18 protein-coding genes, 1 tRNA gene, 1 other RNA gene and 1 pseudogene are annotated in these 18,858 nt (G+C 61.6%); 9 read left to right on the top strand and 12 right to left on the bottom strand.

What is annotated here, in order from left to right; translation table 11 throughout:
• Positions 1–13: 13 nt before the first annotated feature.
• Positions 14–952 carry an ABC transporter substrate-binding protein gene (locus J2S45_RS01310; protein WP_307634287.1) on the bottom strand — a complete coding sequence of 313 codons (939 nt, stop codon included), beginning with the start codon at positions 950–952 and terminating at the stop codon, positions 14–16.
• Between the two features lie 2 nt (positions 953–954).
• Between J2S45_RS01310 and J2S45_RS01305 the strand changes: the two genes are divergently transcribed.
• Entirely contained in the window at positions 955–1,689 is a 735-nt protein-coding gene (locus tag J2S45_RS01305; RefSeq protein WP_307634286.1) for a FadR/GntR family transcriptional regulator, read from the top strand.
• 236 nt (positions 1,690–1,925) lie between these two features.
• Here J2S45_RS01305 and J2S45_RS01300 read toward each other — a convergent pair whose 3' ends face one another.
• The 7 genes from J2S45_RS01300 to J2S45_RS01270 form a co-directional block, all read right to left on the bottom strand.
• Positions 1,926–3,020, bottom strand: coding sequence for a Gfo/Idh/MocA family protein (locus J2S45_RS01300; RefSeq protein ID WP_307634285.1), 1,095 nt, complete (start codon positions 3,018–3,020; stop codon positions 1,926–1,928).
• A 133-nt stretch (positions 3,021–3,153) separates the two neighbouring features.
• Positions 3,154–3,549 carry a hypothetical protein gene (locus tag J2S45_RS01295; protein ID WP_307634284.1) on the bottom strand — a complete coding sequence of 132 codons (396 nt, stop codon included), beginning with the start codon at positions 3,547–3,549 and terminating at the stop codon, positions 3,154–3,156.
• Between the two features lie 131 nt (positions 3,550–3,680).
• Positions 3,681–4,343 (bottom strand): endonuclease domain-containing protein, encoded by a 663-nt coding sequence (locus J2S45_RS01290; protein WP_307634283.1) that lies wholly within the window; start codon positions 4,341–4,343, stop codon positions 3,681–3,683.
• Between the two features lie 547 nt (positions 4,344–4,890).
• On the bottom strand, positions 4,891–5,946 hold the full coding sequence (locus J2S45_RS01285) for an aspartate-semialdehyde dehydrogenase (RefSeq protein WP_296930946.1): 1,056 nt from the start codon (positions 5,944–5,946) through the stop codon (positions 4,891–4,893).
• Positions 5,943–7,217, bottom strand: a complete 1,275-nt coding sequence (locus J2S45_RS01280; RefSeq protein WP_270976195.1) for an aspartate kinase — start codon at positions 7,215–7,217, stop codon at positions 5,943–5,945. Before J2S45_RS01280 ends, J2S45_RS01285 begins: the two co-directional genes overlap by 4 nt.
• Before the next feature lie 58 nt (positions 7,218–7,275).
• Positions 7,276–7,893, bottom strand: a complete 618-nt coding sequence (gene recR, locus J2S45_RS01275) for a recombination mediator RecR (RefSeq protein WP_270976197.1) — start codon at positions 7,891–7,893, stop codon at positions 7,276–7,278.
• Positions 7,893–11,000: a DNA polymerase III subunit gamma and tau gene (locus J2S45_RS01270; RefSeq protein WP_407702447.1), complete on the bottom strand. Its 3,108-nt coding sequence runs from the start codon at positions 10,998–11,000 to the stop codon at positions 7,893–7,895. The genes recR and J2S45_RS01270 overlap by 1 nt, the downstream gene beginning before the upstream one ends.
• 580 nt (positions 11,001–11,580) lie before the next feature.
• Here J2S45_RS01270 and J2S45_RS01265 point away from each other — a divergent pair.
• Positions 11,581–11,754, top strand: a complete 174-nt coding sequence (locus tag J2S45_RS01265) for a hypothetical protein (RefSeq protein WP_307634281.1) — start codon at positions 11,581–11,583, stop codon at positions 11,752–11,754.
• Positions 11,751–11,969, top strand: a complete 219-nt coding sequence (locus J2S45_RS01260; protein WP_307634280.1) for a transcriptional regulator — start codon at positions 11,751–11,753, stop codon at positions 11,967–11,969. Before J2S45_RS01265 ends, J2S45_RS01260 begins: the two co-directional genes overlap by 4 nt.
• 37 nt (positions 11,970–12,006) lie before the next feature.
• Here the strand turns inward: J2S45_RS01260 and J2S45_RS01255 are convergent, their stop codons facing one another.
• Positions 12,007–12,801: an NYN domain-containing protein gene (locus tag J2S45_RS01255; RefSeq protein WP_307634279.1), complete on the bottom strand. Its 795-nt coding sequence runs from the start codon at positions 12,799–12,801 to the stop codon at positions 12,007–12,009.
• 486 nt (positions 12,802–13,287) lie between these two features.
• Between J2S45_RS01255 and J2S45_RS11075 the strand changes: the two genes are divergently transcribed.
• On the top strand, positions 13,288–13,683 hold the full coding sequence (locus tag J2S45_RS11075; protein ID WP_407702446.1) for an ImmA/IrrE family metallo-endopeptidase: 396 nt from the start codon (positions 13,288–13,290) through the stop codon (positions 13,681–13,683).
• A 359-nt stretch (positions 13,684–14,042) separates the two neighbouring features.
• A complete protein-coding gene (locus J2S45_RS01250; RefSeq protein WP_270973442.1) occupies positions 14,043–14,258 on the top strand; it encodes a helix-turn-helix transcriptional regulator in 216 nt (71 codons plus the stop codon).
• Here the strand turns inward: J2S45_RS01250 and J2S45_RS01245 are convergent.
• The gene (locus J2S45_RS01245; RefSeq protein ID WP_307634278.1) at positions 14,255–15,121 is read right to left on the bottom strand and encodes a tyrosine-type recombinase/integrase; all 867 of its coding nucleotides are present in this window, start codon (positions 15,119–15,121) and stop codon (positions 14,255–14,257) included. The two genes, J2S45_RS01250 and J2S45_RS01245, sit on opposite strands and share 4 nt — an antisense overlap.
• Before the next feature lie 337 nt (positions 15,122–15,458).
• On the opposite strand from J2S45_RS01245, the pseudogene J2S45_RS11165 reads away from it, so the two are divergent.
• Positions 15,459–15,584 (top strand): annotated as a pseudogene (locus J2S45_RS11165) (transposase-like zinc-binding domain-containing protein); the annotation flags it as partial.
• Between the two features lie 263 nt (positions 15,585–15,847).
• Positions 15,848–16,633 (top strand): transposase, encoded by a 786-nt coding sequence (locus J2S45_RS01240; RefSeq protein WP_307634277.1) that lies wholly within the window; start codon positions 15,848–15,850, stop codon positions 16,631–16,633.
• Positions 16,634–16,843: 210 nt separating this feature from the next.
• On the opposite strand, the gene J2S45_RS01235 is transcribed toward J2S45_RS01240, so the two are convergent.
• Positions 16,844–16,928: transfer RNA gene (locus tag J2S45_RS01235), tRNA-Ser, on the bottom strand.
• Positions 16,929–17,060: 132 nt separating this feature from the next.
• Between J2S45_RS01235 and ffs the strand changes: the two genes are divergently transcribed.
• Positions 17,061–17,157: signal recognition particle sRNA small type (ffs, locus tag J2S45_RS01230), an RNA gene on the top strand.
• 20 nt (positions 17,158–17,177) lie between these two features.
• Here the strand turns inward: ffs and ppk2 are convergent.
• Positions 17,178–18,137: a polyphosphate kinase 2 gene (gene ppk2, locus J2S45_RS01225; RefSeq protein WP_307634276.1), complete on the bottom strand. Its 960-nt coding sequence runs from the start codon at positions 18,135–18,137 to the stop codon at positions 17,178–17,180.
• 363 nt (positions 18,138–18,500) lie between these two features.
• On the opposite strand from ppk2, the gene J2S45_RS01220 reads away from it, so the two are divergent.
• Positions 18,501–18,680: a hypothetical protein gene (locus J2S45_RS01220; RefSeq protein ID WP_296929931.1), complete on the top strand. Its 180-nt coding sequence runs from the start codon at positions 18,501–18,503 to the stop codon at positions 18,678–18,680.
• Positions 18,681–18,858: the final 178 nt, after the last annotated feature.

Raw genomic sequence — 18,858 nt, 5'->3', positions numbered from 1 at the left:
TCACCACACCGCTTCATTTTCCACGCTCGCAACATCCCTGGTAGTAAAGAGTCGCCTGATCAAGAATGTTGAAGTTGACTGATCCCTCAGGGGAGGTCTTCTTGTAGAGGTCAGTGAAGTACTTAATTCCGTCAAGTGCGGCTTGCGACGTGAGATCAGCCCTACCCTCCTCATCAATCAGCGCTTCACCATTAGATTGTACGTAGAAATTCAAGAAGCGCGTCGCCGCCATGTCGTTCGACCCCATCGGTACGGAAAGGCCGAAAACACTACCATCCGTCAGCTTCTCGGCGGCAGCCGAGAGTTCATCCCACGTCTGCGGCACCTCAAGTCCGGCATCCTCCAACAGATCCTTCCTAATCCACATAAGCTGGGCATGAGAGTATAGAGGAACGGAATAGTGAGCACCGTCGGACTCACCCTCAGCGAGCGCTGTTTCGTAGAACCGGTCCCTTCCGATGACATCAATAACATCATCGAGCGGGACAAGGGCATCAGCATCAATCATTTCCGTCACATGATTCGGCAACGCAGTGGAAATATCCGGGACATTCCCGGTTGAAAGTCCCGTCGTCCACTTCGTGTAGAACTCACTCCAGGAGAACAGTTCGATCTTGATGTTCACATCCGGGTGATCCTTCATAAACCGATCGGCCATCTCCTGCATATACTCAGCTCTGGGCCCTTGAGTGTAGCTAGACCAAAACACGATATCGCCAGCGAGATCTCCGCCGCTGCCACCGCTTTCAGATTCACCGCCACCCGAGCAAGCTGTCAGGGACGCCACGGACATCATGGCCGCGGCACCAAAAGCAAGTATCCTTTTCAGTCCCATTGCGAACTCCCTTGTTCTTAGATGCTGAAACCTAGGACGTCCGACGTCGAACGTCGTATGAGCTATGGTATTGTTCTCTGTATCACTTGTCAACAGCTTTTCGAGAGAAAAGAGCAAGAATGAACCAGAGAAAACGACCGCGCCACCAGCCTCGGCCCACCGACAACTGGATCGTAGGCGCGATCAAAGACCTCATTCTTGAGCGAGGCCTGCAGAGTGGCGACATGCTACCTTCAGAGGCCGAACTCATGGAGATTCTCGATGTTTCACGCTCTTCGATTCGCGAAGCTATCAAGGTCCTCTCGACATTGGATATCGTCGAAGTTCGACACGGTACTGGCACCTACGTCTCAAACATGTCGTTGCAGCCCATGGTTCAGTCCTTGATTTTCCGTGGCGCTTTGACGCCGACGGGAGGCTTGGTCGCCCTCGGTGACATGATCGAAATTCGTGCGTTGCTCGACACCGGATACGCGGAACCTGTAGTAGAAAAGCTAAAAGGCAAGACACACCCAGAGCTCCATGCCCTCGTAGATCGAATGGAGAGGCTTGCTCAAAACGGTGAGACATTTCTTGACGTTGACCGAGAGTTCCACAAGGCATTCGCAAAACGAGCGAACAATCTCTTGTTCCTTCAATTGGTTGACGCTTTTTGGGACGTCGAAGACGTTGTGCACCAAAAGCTCGCCCCGTTGAGCAACGAAGAACTCATTGCCACCGCTACAATTCACAGACAGATCCTTGGGGCGGCTGAAGCCGGGCAAGTCGGCAAGTACAAGACGCTCCTCAACCAACACTACACGCCGCTCAGAAACAAGCTACCTCACCCGAATTATTACCCCGACGAGAACTGACACACCCGAATACCCCGTAACGCCATCGTTGGATGCCAATCTCTAGCGCTCAGACCGCCCAGTAGCTCGACTCGCGATATGGATACGTGGCGGTATAGCAACACTGGCAATCACGATGGGCATGATGTTGGCGCCGGCAAAGAGAGAATAATACCGAGTGTCGTCAAATAGCTATCGCTCGGACAGGTGCGATTGGCGCGCGGCGGAACCACGGGCATGACAGACCGCCGCCAGATTTAGACTGTGATCTCCGCTATCGCCACCTTGCGGTTCTCCTTGAGCGAGAGGGTGCAGGCATCCGCCGTAGCAATTGCTTCCATCGCTGCTGTGCCATCAGAGAGCTTCGAAAACTCCTCAAGGACTGGCTCACCCTGCATGAGTCCGTGGAAGTAAGTCATCTCCTCCTCCACAATGCCCGATAACCACAGCGGCAACTCCATGCCGGGATGGCCAAACTGGACACCACCATCCGTCGCCGTCAGACCCGCATAGATCTGCGCACGCTGGCGATCCTCTTCTTCGGTGCGATGCAGAAGGTAGTGCTCCTCGGCGTCGCCGATGCGGACCGTGACACCTACATCCTGCAGGTCGATCTTCACCGCGCCCTTCTCCGCCTGGATGAGCAGGTAGTGCTCTGGCCAGCGGAAGGCCGAACCGTACTCGAGGGTGGCGAACGCGTCGTCGAACTGAAGCTGGATGAGGAGCATGTCCTCGACGTCATCGACTCCGTGGTGGGCCATGTTCCCGCCGATCATCGTCGCAAAGCGGGCCGGGCCGAGGATGGACTGGACGCAGTCAAGCTCGTGGATGTGATGGTAGAGGTGCCCGCCGGAGAGCCCTCGAACATTCTTCCACGCTGCGATCGGCGGCTCAGCCTCCCAGCCCGTGCGCGTCGAGCGAATGTGGAGCACGCGCCCCAGCTCGCCCGACGCGATAAGGCGCTTGGCCAGCCGCACCCCGTTCATGAAATTCATGACGTGGCCCGCCATGAAGAAGACGTTGTTGGCGCGGGCGGTGTCAACCATCGATGCGCAGTCCGCGTAGTTGAGCGCGATCGGCTTCTCCACGAAAATCGCCTTACCCGCGCGCGCCGCCGTGAGAGTCGGCTCCACATGCATGGAATTCGGGGAGGCAACGATCACCGCATCAACACGCGGGTCCGTGACCAAGGCCTCCATCGAGTCAAAGACCTCCGCGTCAAACTCCGCGGCGGGACCGGCGGCGTTGACGGGGTCGTAGACGCCGAGCACGTTCGCGCCCTCGAGCCGGTGCAATGCCCGACCGAGCTCCGCGCCAAAGTAGCCCGTTCCGACGATTCCGTAGTTGACCATGAAGTGTCCTTTCCTTATCGAGTGTTGGTTCAGTAACGCTTACCGCCGGTGGCGGAGCGCCGAGGTTTTCCTGCCCTTGTTGCGGCCTACGCCGGCCGTGCTGATCTACGTTCAAAACTCTCGGCCCGCGCGATCAGGGTGGGGCATTATAGTATCGAACATCGACCTTGATGAGCGTGCCCCTGGTGTCGAGCAGGTGGAGGTAGTTGCGCGGCTCGTTGAAGAAGCGCACCTGGGCAAGGTCTGCGTACACGATGCGTTTGGGTGCCGAGGGCCAATCACGTAGCTCGAAGTAATCCGGGGCGTCAATGACGTAGTTAAGTTTGAGGCCGATCGCCGCCTTGACCAGCACGGCCGCAAGCAGAATAGCCGAGAGGAACATCGCCGCCTGCGGGATCCCCTCCGAACGCATCCCGGCGACCAGCATGAATGGCACAAACACACTCGCGATTGCGGCGATGACCGCCACGAGCTTGCGATAACGAGGTCCGGGGGATTGTTTGTGCGCGGGGTCAGTGCGCTTGCTCATGGCCGTCCTTGACGTCGGTGTTGGATCTCGGCCCTATTGTACACCACAAATCTCTGTCTGCTCTCATCGGTCTGAGCGCAAAGTCCGCGACGGAAATCCACGGGATCCTTATACTTGGTGGGCAACCGATGCTAACGCCCATGGGGAGGGCGCAGATAGCGGCGTTGCTTGAGGATCGCGGCCAGCGCATCCTGGGTGTTCTCCCAGTCGTACCAGATCTGGTGGTAACTCAGGCGCGTAACCTCATAGCCAAGCGACCGAAAGAGGAGGTCGCGCTCCCGGTCACTTTCAAACTCCATCCGACTCATATGGTGGGCCACGGAGTCACACTCGAGGAGCCACGAGTTGCCGACGAGCATGTCAGCATAACGACCACGAACGGGCGAGAACTGCTGAACCACCCGCACGCCTCGTTTCCTCATGAAATGCGCAACGCGGGTCTCGCTGCCCGACTGCGATCCGAATTGCACCCCGTTGAGCTTGCGCGCCCTACTTGCCGGGACCCTCTCTAAGATCGCCTGGATCCCCGACATGCTCATCAGGCCCAGATTCAGCGCCGATTCCATCACCACGAGGGCAGACTCCCCATCGTGGAAGCGCGCAACCTGCTCAACGGCGTCCTCAACATCTGCGACCAGTTGCCTCTTGGATCCGGAGACACGGTGAACGTTGGCCGAAGCCCGGCCGCGACTGAACCGCGAGATCTCCTGCTTGATCTTCGCCGCGGACTCGCCGTTGTTCGCTACCAGGTGTATCGTCGGTGTCGATTCCGGTGGTACCCAGATCCCGTGCATCCTAGCAGCGGACAGGCATCCAAGCCGACTATGACATGCGGCCGCCAATGCGACAGTGCTATCGGCATCCGGCCTGGCATACCAGACGCGGCTTATTCGCTCGAGTTTACCTGTCGCAATCAGGTCAGAGATCTGCCGATCATTGAGACCCTGGCTGTCCAACTCCGCGCGAGAAACAACACCACGAAACATGGCTTTAGGATGGCAAGAATCCCGCGTGACCGTTTCCCAATACCCCCGAAAAGAGGGTAGCAACGACACTATCGCGATCTGTGGAAAGGATTCTCGAGGAGCACTCTCGCCGCCAACTGGTGAATTTCAGGCCGAAAACCGCCGATTAGCCGACGAAAACCACCAGATTCACCAGTTAGCTACAACGCTCTCCGCCCAGAAAACCCCGGCGCAATGACCGATGTAGACAACTGGTGAATCTACGGCCCAAAACCGCCGATTAGCCGACGAAAACCACTAGATTCACCAGTTGTCTACAAGCCGGGCCACGGGCACCACAACGTGGCGTGGGAAACCCGGGATTAACAGCCTTGAATTACCCGCGTAGCTCCTGGATGACCAGCTCCGCGATTTGGATCGTGTTGAGCGCGGCCCCCTTGCGAAGGTTGTCGCCAACCACAAAGAGCGACAGCCCCTTGGCCGGGTCGTCCGCGGCAAAGTTCTGCCGCACGCGGCCCACGTAGCAGGCGTCATTCCCGGCGCACTCCAGCGGAGTCGGAATCTCCACGTACTTCACGCCCGGCGCTTCCTTCAGCAGCTCGATCGCCCGCTCCACGGAGATCTCCCGCTCGAACTGCGCCGAGACCGCCATCGAGTGTCCCGTAAACACCGGCACCCGCACGCACGTACCCGCCACCTTCAGCTCGGGCAGGCTGAGGATCTTGCGCGACTCATTGCGTAGCTTCTGCTCCTCGTCCGTCTCGAAGGAACCGTCGTCCACAATCGAGCCGGCCATGGGCACCACGTTGAACGCGATCGGCGCCACATAGGGAGCGGTGTCGATGGGGTGGGCGATGGCATAGCCGTCCACGGCCAGCCCCTTGAGCGCCTCCCCCTCCTCCACACCGGCCCGGGTCTGGTTCGCGAGCGCGTTGACCCCCGCCAGACCCGAACCCGACACGGCCTGATACGAGCTGACAACCATGCTGGTCAGTCCGGCTTCGTCGGCAAGCACTTTCACCACCGGCATGATCGCCATCGTGGTGCAGTTCGGGTTGGCGATGATCCCCTTCGGGCGCTTCGTGATCGCTTCCGGGTTGACCTCGGTCACCACCAGCGGGACCTCCGGATCCTTTCGCCACGCCGACGAATTGTCGACGACCACGGCCCCCGCCGCCGCGAACTTCGGCGCGTACTCGAGCGAGGCAGCACCGCCGGCCGAGAACACGGCCACGTCAATCCCGGAATAATCCGCCGTGGCCACGTCCTCCACGACCACGTCCTGGCCGCGGAACTGGAGCACGGTGCCGGCCGAACGCGCGGAGGAGAAGAAGCGGACGGCGTCAACATCCACTTCGCGCTCCTCAAGGATTGTGCGCATGACGCGGCCGACCTGGCCGGTGGCGCCAACAACTGCAAGGGTAATACTCATCGTCCTGTACCTCCGTAAACGATTGCTTCATCTTCAGCATCCAGGTCGAATGCCTTGTGGACGACTCGGACGGCCTCCGGAATGTCGTCTGCGGCTAACACTGTGGAGATGCGGATCTCCGAGGTCGAAATCATGTCAATGTTGATGCCTGCCTCGGCGAGCGCGGCGAAAAACTTCGCCGTCACTCCCGGGTGTGAACGCATTCCCGTGCCGATGAGGGATAGGATGCCGACACCGTCGTCCTTACGGATCTCGGCGAAGCCTAGCTCGTCGCGCGCATGCTCGAGCGCGAACACTGCGCGCTTGACCTCGCTGATTGGGAGCGTGAACGAGATCGTGGCCTGGCCCGGCTGGTTGACGGGCACGTTCTGGACGATCATATCGATGGAGGAGCCTGAGTCGGCGACCACCTGGAAGATGCGTGCGGCGGCGCCGGGTTCGTCGGGGACGCGGGTGACGGTGATCTTCGCCTGCGACGTGTCGTGGCTGATGCCGGAGATGATCGGGGCTTCGTTGTCGCCGTCCCAGCGGTTGCGGGTGGACTCGTTCACGATCCACGTTCCTTCCTTGTTGGAAAACGATGAGCGGACATGCAGGGGCACGTCGTAGCGGCGGGCGTATTCGACCGCGCGCAGGTGCAGGATCTTGGTGCCGTGCGCCGCCATTTCGAGGGTTTCTTCGTAGGTGAGGGCGGCGATGTGACGGGCGGATTTGCAGATGCGGGGGTCGGCGGTGAAGACGCCGTCGACGTCGGAGTAGATCTCGCACACGTCCGCCCGGAGCGCCGCCGCGAACGCGACCGCGGTGGTGTCGGAGCCGCCGCGGCCGAGCGTCGTGACGTCGTTATGCACGTTCACGCCCTGGAAGCCGGCGATGATCGCGATCTCGTTGTTCTGCAGGACGCGGCCGATGCGTTCGGGCACGACGCCGACGATTGACGCCGCGCCGTAGACGGTGTCGGTGTGTAGGCCGGCTTGTTGGCCGGTGAATGCGTGGGCGGGAACGCCGAGGTCGGTAACGGCCATCGCGAGGAGGGCCATGGAGATGCGCTCGCCGGCGGAGAGCAGGATGTCCAATTCGCGTGCGGTGGGTTCCTCGGTGACGGCGCCGGCGAGGTCGATGAGGTCATCGGTGGTGTCGCCCATGGCGGAGACCACCACAACTACCCGGTTGCCGGCTCGGTGAGTGTCCACGATGCGGCGGGCGACACGCTTGATGCCGTCGGCATCGGCGACCGACGATCCGCCGAACTTTTGCACAATGAGAGACACGTCAACTCCTTTCGGTGCCCCCATGCTATGCGAAGCGTCGCGCGCGCGGCTGGGACTCTCACGTGCTGGGCACGTGAATCCTCTGACGGCCTTCCATGGCGCGGGAAATAGTGACCTCGTCAGCGTATTCGAGGTCGCCGCCGACGGGCAGGCCGGAGGCGAGCCGTGACACGATGACGTTCATGTGTGACAGGTTGAGGGAGAGGTACGTGGCGGTGGCCTCCCCCTCGACGTTCGGGTCCATTGCGAGGATCACCTCTTGCACGACGCCGGAGCCCAGCCTCGCGTATAGCTCCCGGATGCGTAGGTCTTCTGGGCCGACGCCGCCGATGGGGTCGATCGCCCCGCCGAGCACGTGGTAGCGGCCGCGGTATTCGCGCGAACGCTCGATGGCGACGATGTCCTTGGCTTCCTCCACCACGCAGATGACGGAGTCGAGGCGCCGGGGGTCGGCACAGATACGGCAGATCTTTTCCTCGGTGACGTTGCCACAGATCTCGCAGAACCTGACCTTCGATTTGACGGATTCAAGGGCGTCGACGAGGGCGTCAACCTCGGCGTCGTCGGCTTCGAGCAGGTAGAACGCGATCCGCTGCGCGCCCTTGGGGCCGATCCCGGGCAGTCGGCCCAGTTCGTCGATGAGCGACTGGACCGCGCCGTCATAAACTCCGGCCATTACTCCTCCTCACGTTCCTCGATCACTTTAGCGTCGAAGCGCTCGATGAGGACCTGCAGACCCACCATGGTTGACTGTGAGATGTCCGGGTCGTCGGCCGAGGCGCCGTCCCAGTCGGGGTCTCCCTCGGTGTCGTCTTCAGGGGCAGGCTGGTCGGTTTCGGCAAGGTTGCGGGCGCCGGCAAAGGCGTGGGCGAGGCCGGGGAAGCGGACCCGGTCGGTGTGCTCGGCGTCGGGGACGTCGGGTAGGTCGTCGTCGTCCGGGTCGGGGCCGTCCGGAGTTCGCAGGAACGAGGACGGCTGCGCCCACGTGCCCAGGGTGGTGTGGGTATAGGGGTCTTCCACGGGAGGGACGGGGAACTGCGCAAAACCGCCTGCCGGATCGTGCTCGGATGTGTCCGCGCCGGCGGTGGAGACAAGCGCCTCGGGCAGTTCGGCCGGGGGCGGCATCGGGAAGCTCTCAGCCGCTGAGCCGAGGATGTCGCTGGCGGAACGCTGATCGGATCCCTCGTCGACGCCGTTGACGCCCAGCGGGTTGGCCCCGCGCATGTGGGCGGAGCCGTTCATGAGGGCGGAGCCGTGCGGTGCCTCAGGCGGTAGGGGAGGTTCGGCGGAGAAGCTCGGGTCGTGGGCCGGATCAGGTTCGTCAAGGTACGGTTCGTCGTCTATCGGCGGCTCCTCAGCCCATTCGGAGCCGCCGGCCGAAGCCGGAGCGTTCGCCGGTGCCGGATTAGCGGGCGACGCTGGATTAGCGGGCGAAGCTTGACCGTTGGCCGGTGTAGCGCCGGCGGCCGGAACTGGATCCACCGGCAGTGCAGGGGCGGGCTTGGGAGATTCCGCCGGGGCTGGATTCACCGGCGGTGCCGATGCGGGCTTCGCAGATTCCGCCGAGGCTGCCGGGATCGGATCTCCCTCAGGCTGGGCTGGCTCCGTGCCGGCTGGTACGGGGGCGATGCGAGCCCGTTGAGTTGGTTCGAATTCTTCGGCGGGTTGCCCCGTCGGTGCCGTGCCGTCTATTTTCCGTGCCTGCGCAGCCTGTGCGGGGACTGCGGCCTGCGGGTGGGGTGCCGCGGCCTGCGCGGCGTCAGCTTTTGGGGCGGGCGGCTCACCTCCGACCCTTCCTTCGACCCGGAGCGTGAGTCCGAGCATTTTCGCCAGTATGCGCTCGAGATCACGAGCGCCCCGCGCCATGAACGCGGCCGCCACGCCGGGCTGTTCAAAGCCCACGTAGAGCACCCCGCCTTCGACCCTGACCGGGCCGCTCGCGGCGCTCAACTGTGCGTTCGCAATGCGGGACAAGCTCTGGTCGGCCACGATCGCGGGCCATTGAGCAACGATTTGTGTAAGCGGGTCGCCGCCTACCTGCCCCACGGACGCCGCCGACTGAGCCTGGGCTTCCTGTTCCGGGGCCGGCTGCTTGTGATCGTGCGCGGCTGGCCGTTGCCCCCGCATCTCACCGTGCGGCTGTTGGGAGGCGCGCTGGTCTGCCGCATGGTAGGGAGAGCGCCGCGGCGTCTGTTGCGTTCGATCTTGCACTGCCGGCGGCTCGGCGTGCGTCTGCTGCGCCGTCTGCTGCGCGCCAGCCGCGGGCTGGGCGCGCGGGCCGTCATCCTGTCCGATGTTCGGCATCGCGGGCATCGGCCGGCGTCGCGGATCCATCTGATCCAGACGACGCTGCTGCTCAACCGACCCTGACATGCCCTGCGGGGCCGAACCCTGCACGGCCGAACCCTGCAGGCACTGAGCCCCCGGCGCCTGCCCGCCCGGCTCTGTGTTTCCGGCCTGCGGCTGCCCGGCTTCCCGGTCTGCCCGCTGCCCGGCATCACGGCCGACCTGTTCCTGCCGCCCAGCCTGCTGTGGAACTTGTGAACGGACTTGCTGGCCCGCGTGCTGCGCCGCCGACGGCGTCGTCCGGAACTGCGCTAGAGTGCTGGCCACCTCGGGGCTCGGCGCCTCGGGCCCCGAGTCGGCAACCTGCGCTGGCGTGCCCACCCGGGCGATCACCAGCCGGGCACACAGCAACTCCAACTGGAGGCGCGGCGCGGTGGCGCCCGCCATCTCGCTCAGCGCGGCGTTCGTCAGATCCGCGCACTGCGAAGCCCGCTCCGCCCCGAGCGCCGCGGCCTGCTCCACCATCCGCGCATACAGATCCTCCGGCACCGAGACAAACACGTCCTTCGCCTCATCACCAGCGAGCGCAATAATCACCAGATCTCGCAATCGCTGGAGCATATCCTCGACGAAGCGGCGCGGGTCGTGGCCAGACTTGACCACCTTGTCCACAACCCCGAATAGCGCCGCACCATCCCGCGCAGAGATGGCGTCCACGGCGTCGTCGAGTAGCGCCGCCGACGTGTAGCCGAGCAGTGCGACCGCGCGGTCGTAGTCAAGGCGTGTGCCCTCAGAACCGCCGATGATTTGGTCCAGCACCGAGAGCGTGTCGCGAACCGAACCCGTGCCCGCACGCACGACCAGCGACAGCAGATCCTTGCCCGCACTCACCCCCTCGCGCGCGCACACCAGCGCCAGATACTTCTCGAGTTCCAACGGCGGGACCAGGCGGAAGGGATAGTGATGCGTACGCGAACGGATCGTACCGATCACCTTCTCCGGCTCCGTGGTGGCAAAGATGAACTTCACGTGCGGGGGCGGCTCCTCCACCAGCTTCAGCAACGCGTTGAAACCCTGGTTGGTGACCATGTGGGCCTCATCGATAATGAAAATCTTAAAGCGATCCCGCACCGGCGCGAACCCGGCCTGTTCGCGGAGCTCCCGCGCGTCATCCACGCCGCCATGCGACGCCGCGTCCAGCTCCACGACGTCGAGCGAGCCCGACCCGTCTCTCGCCAGTTCCTTACACGAATCACACTTTCCACACGGCTTGGCGGTGGGGTATTCCACGCAGTTGAGGCAGCGGGCGAGGATGCGTGCCGACGTCGTCTTCCCGCAGCCGCGCGGCCCGGAGAACAGATAGGCATGCGTTGTCCGGCCCGCCTCAAGAGCGGCCATCAGGGGCCGGGTGACGTGATCTTGGCCGATCACTTCTTGAAAAGACTCGGGCCGGTAGCGGCGATACAGGGCTATACTCACGTTCCCTAGTCTACGCATACCCTCCGACAAATCTTTCCCCATGCGACCACCGTGGAAAACCTGGCCGGCCCCTTGGCTGGAAAGACGGCCTCAACATCCAAGAAGGCCGGATCCACCCGTAACGACACGCCCGGATAAGACACATATTTTGTCTATTAACCCTCGCTTGTTGCGGGTTGAGGTTGTCCAAGCCATTGCTTCACCACCGTGGTCGGGTGTCGTGGTATGGAAAATGGGCGCACTGGACGCCCTACAAGGAGGACTATACCACACGAGCGGGGTTGGTGAGGGTCTTGCTGGGGGGTATTCCGAAGGGGCTCATGCGTGGGTCGATGCGATCCCCTCGCACAACTTTACCAAATTAATTGACATTTGGCGGGTGTGTTGGTAAAGTTATAGACATGAAGAAAGGAGGTGAACATGCTAGAAGATGTAGGAATCTTCCTCGGCGGGCTTGCCGCACTCATCGGATCAATCGCCAAACTGGTCGAAGTGCTCAAGCCCACCAAGAGGAAGAAGAATAAACGCTAGTTCTTCTAGGAAGCGCCCCACACCGTAGGGTTGCTTCCCCTACATACTACCATCTAGCACGCCCACCATGGAACGAACCCTATGGATCGCACTCATCGCAATCCTCCTCATCCCCAGAATCTTTCATGCCAACGGGGTGCTCGCACAGATCGGGGTATTCCTCACCGGCCTTGCGGCACTCATCTGCGCAATCGCATTCAGCATCAACATTGTGCGCCATCGCGGAAAGGAAGATCAATGACCGCCCATTACTTATCGCTCAACGGTTTCGCGAAACGCGCCGGTTTGAGCCGCTCTACCCTTGTGTCCTATCGCCATCAAGGCCGCCTGCCAGAACCGGACGCGATCATCGGCGGGCCAGGGCGCGGCGGCACGCACGGATGGCTGCCCGAGACAGTGGACTACTGGATGGCCAACCGGGTAGGCCAAGGCCACAGAACCGACCTCGAACGCTAAGGCTAGCCGATTGTTGCACATGGCAGGCATTGGCGAATTAAAGCTCTTCGTCGTCGGTATCTGCCTGCACAGAGCGATAGTTGGACGATTGGTTCATATTGGTGATGTGCATTGGATCATTCATATTGTCAGGCGGGGCAGTCACGCATTCTCGAATGCCGTCAATATGCTCACTCAAGGAATCTGTAATTGGCGACCACATTGGGTCGAGAATGAAATCTATCCCCGATCGCCTTGCATGTTTCGCGGCCGGGACGAAGTCCGAGTCCCCGGCAATCATCACAATCTGATTAACGAGACTGCGCTCTGCGAGCGTGGAAATGTCGAGCCCGAGACGCATATCGACACCCTTTTGCTTGATGTCTAGGCTGAAGTCCTTTTCAGTGAGGTCGTCGATCGTAATCTTTTTGGCCAGGAGCTTCTTCATGGGTTCTGGTTTGAGGCTGTATCCGCGCTGCGTTTCGAGCTCCTCGCCGCGGCGGAGCGCGACCTTTCTCTTTTTCAAGAGCTCCCTGAAAAATTGCTGGGTCCAGCGGTATTGATCGCTTTTTGCCAGATTTATCTGCTCTTTCAACAAAGGGTGATAGAGAACTTTTTCTGATGGCGGGCAGTCGTAGTAATAGATCCGGTATAGACTAGAACGAGATTTCCGGATGTGTCTACGGCAGTACTCTAGGAGCTCTTCGGCACGTTCTTCAGGACTTTTGTCACCAAACAGGGAGTACGCACGTTTTCTGTAAAAGCCTCCATCGACGAGGATGGCGGTTACGATCGGGCGGCGTGAGATTTCTGGACTCGATGAAGATGTGCGTTTCGACGAGGTAGGTTTCATTGCTTCTCCTAGTGAAAAGGCTCTGGTCATCGGCGGCATCCCTATAAGTGGAGCGTCAACGGCCAGAGCATCTTTCAAAAAGAATAGTAGATAGACAAGACTTTCTCAATCTGATTTTGCCAGTTGCTTGTGGCCTCCCTCGCAAAATGTGGCGCCTAGGTGCGCCTTGGCAAGCCACGCAACGCCACAGTCGAAAACAACCCCTCACGCGGGTGAAGATTTCCACGCTGAATATGCTTCTTCAGCCCTTCCCGAGTCAGCCCAAACAGGGCGCAAGCCATGTCACGACTGACCCACACGTCACCATGAGCGATGACGTAGGCGCGTAGATTAGCTACGTGCTCGAGAGTGCCGGCGTAGTCGCAGGCGGGGCAGCGGTAGAGCTGGTTCTTGTGCGCCCAGTTCAGGTTCGCCCTGCCGCAAGCCGGACACAAGTGCCCCGATATCTCGCTGGGTGGTTCGCAGGCGGTCTGCCAGCGGCGGTGTATGGTCTCGAGCCGTTCGACGTGTTCGGACCATTCGGGGCCGTTTCTTGACCCCCAGTCGGCGCGTACGGTGAGCCACCGCAGGGGCGGCCCGTCGAGGGCGGTGGACCGCCAGCCGGTGGAGGTGGCTCATGAGTATGTTCATGCCACCCTGGGTCATGATGGGCCGCAGGAGGCGCACATAGAGGCCCGCGTGGATCGGCGGGCCGCCCGTCTACTAGTCTCACCCGCCGAGTACATCCTCGCTGAGCACCTCTATGGGTGTGATGTTGCGGCGATCGCTGAGGAGCTTGGTGTGCCGGTGTGGGTGGTGGCTTATCGGGAGGGCTTGAGGTGTGACACACAGACAACTATACCCGCAACCCATGATATTGGTGTGGGGTGCGGGTATAGTTAGTGTTGTTGGAGGAAATACCCCCAACAGGAAGGAGACAATCATGACGCTGGCAGACAGCATTATGATCTCCCTCATGATCATCTCGATCTGCCTGCAGATCGTAACGATCACCCGCGACTAGTGCGGTGAGGGAGGGGCTGGGAGCCACCACGAGGCTCTCAGCCCTCGTCTCCCCTTCAAACTACCACGAGGAACACCTCCATGGAAGACCAAACCCGTAAAACGCTCCGCGCCTCCGCCCCCACCTGGGCAATCCTGACCATAGGCACCTACGCCATAGGAATAAATCTAGTCACCGCCACCCTATGGGCTCTATCAATCCTCGCCACCGCCTACGGCATCACAAGGAGGAAAACCCGATGACCACCATCTACCTCACCTTGCGCGGCTTCGCCGAACGAATCGGTATCTCCTACCAAACAATCCGCACCTACCAAGCCGACGGCCGACTCCCTGAACCCGACGCCCAACTCGGCCAAGGCAAAGGCTGCACTTTTGGTTGGCTACCGGAAACCATCGACAACTGGCAGGTAAACCGGCCCGGACGTGGCGCCCGAACCGATCTCCAGCCCTAGCCGCCCATCCGCTCCACCAATTCGATCGCCCGCGCCTGCCCAGCATGCTGATAAATCATCGCCGCATCCACATCCGGATGCCGAGCCGCCGCCATCAACTCCGCGAGTGTGGCGCACGCCTGCCCATACAAGGTAAGCCCAGAGTGACGCAGATCGTGAAACCGGCCTTTCGGTAGGCCAGCAGCCTCACAGGCCGCATGCAGAGCCGTGAGGAGGACACGGGAGCGCACCGGGCCACCATCGCGCGTCGCCCAGAGCAACGAGGCAGGTGCCGGTGGCACAAAGCGCTCAAGATGCTCTGCGATGATGCGCTGGTAACGCGCGGCGATAGGGACGGTACGGTACCCTGCCACGCTTTTGGGTGGCGCGATGACAGTGCGCCCACCCGGCTCTGTCTTGGTCGCCTCATCCACACGCACACCGGCGTCGGTGATGTCGTTACGGCGCAGGGCTGTGACCTCACCCGAACGCAGGAAAGCATACGATCCAAGCACAATCGCTGCCCGGTACCGCTCCTGAGCCGCAGCGATGAGCGCATCCAACTGGTCGGCCGTGTAGGTGATAGTGGCTGTGCGGCGGGCGGTGGGGCGCCTCCTCCAGCCTTTCGGGAACGCGGGCACGACCTCGAGCTGGCCCTTGTCATGTGCCGCGTTCAAACCTGCCGACAGGGAGCGTGCCACGTTCCCGGCGGTGCGCAGCGAGGTGTCAGCCTGGACCTGGCGTAGGAAGTCCTCGATCATCCCCGTGGTCAGCATGGCCATATCCGTGGACTCCCCCAGCTTCGGCAGGACGTGGGCGTGCCAGTGCGTCTTGTAGGAACGTAGCGTGTTGGGTGAGTATCCGGCGAGTTCAAGGTCGCGCATCCATTGGTCGTGCCATTGTCGAAGTGTACGTGTGGGTGGGGTGCGCCGGCTGTGTGGGGGTCGCCAGGTGCCGTCGAGGACGGCGGCATGGATTTTGGTGAGGTCGTTTCTGACTTCGGTCTTGGTGCGTCTGGTGGGTGTGTAATATTCCTTTCCTTGGTGTCGGTAGCGGCCGTGGTGGCGGCCATTGCGGGGGACGATTGAGCCGAAGAATTCGGGTCAATAGACAAAAAATGTGTTTTATGATCGAGTTTTTCGTTGGTGTAATAAGGGAAAGTCAGGGTTCTTAAGGTTGAGACGCTGAAAGTGGTTGCTTCGTTGACATCTGCCCGGTTACGTGCATGGGGTGAGAAGACCAAACCCGCACGCCCGCCGCTGCCCGATTTGTCAGACCGCCACGAAGAAGAACGGCTCAACGAGTGCTGGCCGGCAGCGCTGGAGATGCCCGGCTTGTGGCCACAGCTTCACCAGCACTCATCGGCGCCAGCAACGCGAAAAACAGTTCCGCGAATTCGTTGAATTCATTACCGACACTGAACCCAAACGTCGCCTAACCGGCTCTACTCGGACGTGGGATCGCGATCACGCTTGGTGTTGGGATACCCGCCCGATCTGGGACATCACCGGAGAGGTTCATGACCAGATCTTCATCGACGGGACCTACATCGCTCACGGCTGGTGCGTCTTGGTGGCGGCTACCACTGACGGTGTTATCGCCTACCAGCTATGCGCCAAAGAATCCAAAGCCGCCTACACGGCCTTACTGTCGCGTATCCCTGCTCCGGCCGTGGCACCACCGACGGGGACCGCGGGGCCCTGGCCGCGATCAAGGCCTGCTGGCCTACCAGCCGCCTGCAACGGTGCCTAGTCCACATCCAGCGCAACATCCGCACCCTGACCACCACCCGCCCCAAGACCGACCAGCACAAGGCCCTATACAAACTGGCCTTGGACCTGACCAAGATCACCACCGCCGACCAAGCCATCGCCTGGCAAAAAGGCCTCGCAGCCTTCCACACCCTCTACGACACCTGGCTGGCCGAACGCACCTACAAGGCCACTGTCGCCCCCTCACAGATCCCGCGCTTTGCCCAAAACAACAAGTCCTGGTGGTATACCCACCACGCCACCAGGCGCCTGGTCAGAGCCTTAGACGGCTACGTCAAGGCCGGGGTGCTCTTTACCTACCTCGACCCCACCACAGGCGCGACAAGCCCCCTGGCCTCAACCACGAACTCCTTAGAAGGCGGGACGAACGCCGTGCTGAAGACCTACCTACGAGCCCACCGCGGCCTATCCGAAGAGCACATGAAGACCGCCCTGGACTACTTCCTCTACACCCGCTCCATCGACCCCCAACCCCTGGCCACGTTCATCAACAACACCCCCGCCACCACCAAGCCCAAACCCGAACCTGAGCCCGACGGGCCAGCCTACATCGACAACGCCATCAACACCCAAGCCCCCTGGGACGACGGCCTGACCATCCACCAAGGCTGGGCAGGACACTAACGACACGCCCGGATAAGACACATTTTTTGTCTATTAACCCAAGAATTCACGCATTTTGTTGTACCCCTTTGCGTTTCGGTTTGTACCCCGGTTTGTACCCCTTAGGGTAGTGCCCGGCGGTGTTTTCTGGTGTGTTCTGAGGCTTATAGGCCAAAACCGCGAAAACACAACGAAAAAGCCCCTCCCGGGGCTTCCGGAAGGGGCAATCTGCGGAGGATGGGGGATTCGAACCCCCGAGGGCGTTAACCCAACCCGCTTTCCAAGCGAGCGCCATAGGCCACTAGGCGAATCCTCCTCGGATTCAGTGAATCTGCCTATTTAGTTTACGAAACATGGTGGGCTTTGGGAAATTGCATGCCGACGGGCGTGGGTGCAGTTAGTCTCACCCGCGCGGCGCCGCCTCCCGCGAACTCATGGTAGTATCGGTTGCGGCTCCCCACGTGGCGCCATCTTGAGGAACTCCCCCAGGGCAGGAATGCAGCAAGGGTACTTGAGCTCTGGCGGGTGCGTGGGGAGTCCTTTTTCTTCCAACGACGACGCCGCCCTAGTCCTCGCCCGAGCCGCCGCGTTCGTCATCCACCATATCCACCATCTCCACGTTGCGCGCCTTCTTCGCAGCCTTACGCGCTTTCTTTTTGGCCTTGCGCTTTTCCTCCGCCGCCTTCACGCGTCGCTTCTCGAGCTTCGCGGCGACGTCGTCGACGTAGATGTACTTCGTCCGGTCCAGCCGCTGGTGTGAATCCTGCTCGTCGAGCACCGGCCGTTTTGGTACCTCCACCTTCTCCGGCTCGATGCGCTGCCAGGGGATCTCGCGGAGGATGTCGGCGATGACGTTAATGCGCGAACGCTTCTTGTCCTCCGACTCGACCGTGCGCCAGCGCGCCCACGGCGTGTCCGTTGCGGCAAACATGGCATCCTTGGCCTGCGAGTATTCTTCCCAGCGGTTGATTGACTCGACGTCGATCGGCGACAGCTTCCAGCGCCGCATCGGGTCCGAGGACCGCGAGCGGAATCGCGCCTCCTGTTCCTCGGCTGACACCGAGAACCAGTACTTGAGGATTCGGATCCCGTCGTCGACCAGCATCCGCTCAAACTCGGGGGCCTGGCGCAGGAAGCGGTGGTATTCCTCCGGAGAGGCGAAACCCATGACGCGCTCGACGCCGGCGCGGTTGTACCACGAGCGGTCGAAGATGACGATCTCTCCTGCCGCGGGCAGGTGCGCCACGTAACGTTGGAAGTACCACTGCGTGGATTCGCGTTCGGTGGGTTTGGGGAGCGCGACGACGCGTGCGTGGCGCGGGTTTAGATACTGGGTGACGCGTTTGATCGCCGACCCCTTGCCCGCCGCATCGCGCCCCTCGAAGAGGATGACGAGACGCTCGCCGGTGGCAATGACCCACTGTTGCATTTCGACGAGCTCCGCTTGAAGACGCCGTAGCTCCTTGTCGTAGGCGTGCGAGTCTAGTTTGGGTAGCTTCGTGGAGAGGGAATCGGTATGGGACATGATCTCAGTGTACTCGCGGTCACATGCCCGCGCGGGCGTTTTGCTTGGAACAGCACCCGCAGGGCGCCCAGTCACGGGTCGCCCGGCGGGATTCAGTAGCTCTTCCCGCCTCGGACGTGTGGCCAAGTCGTGAGTTTTTGAGATTCCGTCGCGAAAACCGGCAGTTTAGCGCTCAGGATCACTAGTTAGCAACGCCGATCCGCATGGCCGTGGGGCAGAAGTGGCCCGTGAGACACATGTGACCAATGTGAGTGCGGAAGAGGGCAACGAGCGGCCGGGTTGCGGGAAAACCGGCGCGGCGTGGGCAATCTCGCTGGAGGGCAAGGCCGAGGATGGCAAGGAGATCCAGATCAGCGACAAGGCGTGGGAGGAGATGAAGCTCCCGATCGCGGCGCAGGCAGGCGGAGAGGAGGGGCCTTCCTCAACGTTCAGCCGATCTTCGGCGAACTCGCCAAGGACCCGGCCTTCCGTCGCGATTACCTCGCCGCCTTCGAGGTCATCCGCGACCACGGCGTGCGCGCGCCGCTGGAGAAGATGGCCTAGCGCGCAACCGCGTTCGTCGCGCTGGCCTGGGGGCGGGCGTCGTTGGTTTTCCGACGACGCCCGCTCCACCGCTTTCGCCCACCCCACCGTTTTGGCCCGCCCTACCGTTTTGGCCCGCGCCCGCGCCCGCGCCTCGCCCACGGCGCGCCACCCGCCAACCTGCCGCATATCTCACATG

Origin of the sequence: Trueperella abortisuis (assembly GCF_030811095.1) — a bacterium.
Lineage (GTDB): Bacteria > Actinomycetota > Actinomycetes > Actinomycetales > Actinomycetaceae > Trueperella > Trueperella abortisuis.
Note: the sequence above shows the minus strand (reverse complement) of the source record. Positions and strands in the feature narration are given on the sequence as shown.

Bases quoted from the DNA above. Each gene is read 5' to 3' on its own strand.
- J2S45_RS01305 (WP_307634286.1), top strand. From the start codon at position 955: ATGAACCAGAGAAAACGACCGCGCCACCAGCCTCGGCCCACCGACAAC.
- J2S45_RS01300 (WP_307634285.1), bottom strand. From the start codon at position 3,020: ATGGTCAACTACGGAATCGTCGGAACGGGCTACTTTGGCGCGGAGCTC.
- J2S45_RS01295 (WP_307634284.1), bottom strand. From the start codon at position 3,549: ATGAGCAAGCGCACTGACCCCGCGCACAAACAATCCCCCGGACCTCGT.
- J2S45_RS01290 (WP_307634283.1), bottom strand. From the start codon at position 4,343: ATGCACGGGATCTGGGTACCACCGGAATCGACACCGACGATACACCTG.
- J2S45_RS01285 (WP_296930946.1), bottom strand. From the start codon at position 5,946: ATGAGTATTACCCTTGCAGTTGTTGGCGCCACCGGCCAGGTCGGCCGC.
- recR (WP_270976197.1), bottom strand. From the start codon at position 7,893: ATGGCCGGAGTTTATGACGGCGCGGTCCAGTCGCTCATCGACGAACTG.
- J2S45_RS01270 (WP_407702447.1), bottom strand. From the start codon at position 11,000: ATGCGTAGACTAGGGAACGTGAGTATAGCCCTGTATCGCCGCTACCGG.
- J2S45_RS01265 (WP_307634281.1), top strand. From the start codon at position 11,581: ATGGAACGAACCCTATGGATCGCACTCATCGCAATCCTCCTCATCCCC.
- J2S45_RS01260 (WP_307634280.1), top strand. From the start codon at position 11,751: ATGACCGCCCATTACTTATCGCTCAACGGTTTCGCGAAACGCGCCGGT.
- J2S45_RS01255 (WP_307634279.1), bottom strand. From the start codon at position 12,801: ATGAAACCTACCTCGTCGAAACGCACATCTTCATCGAGTCCAGAAATC.
- J2S45_RS11075 (WP_407702446.1), top strand. From the start codon at position 13,288: ATGGTCTCGAGCCGTTCGACGTGTTCGGACCATTCGGGGCCGTTTCTT.
- J2S45_RS01250 (WP_270973442.1), top strand. From the start codon at position 14,043: ATGACCACCATCTACCTCACCTTGCGCGGCTTCGCCGAACGAATCGGT.
- J2S45_RS01245 (WP_307634278.1), bottom strand. From the start codon at position 15,121: ATGCGCGACCTTGAACTCGCCGGATACTCACCCAACACGCTACGTTCC.
- J2S45_RS01240 (WP_307634277.1), top strand. From the start codon at position 15,848: ATGCGCCAAAGAATCCAAAGCCGCCTACACGGCCTTACTGTCGCGTAT.
- ppk2 (WP_307634276.1), bottom strand. From the start codon at position 18,137: ATGTCCCATACCGATTCCCTCTCCACGAAGCTACCCAAACTAGACTCG.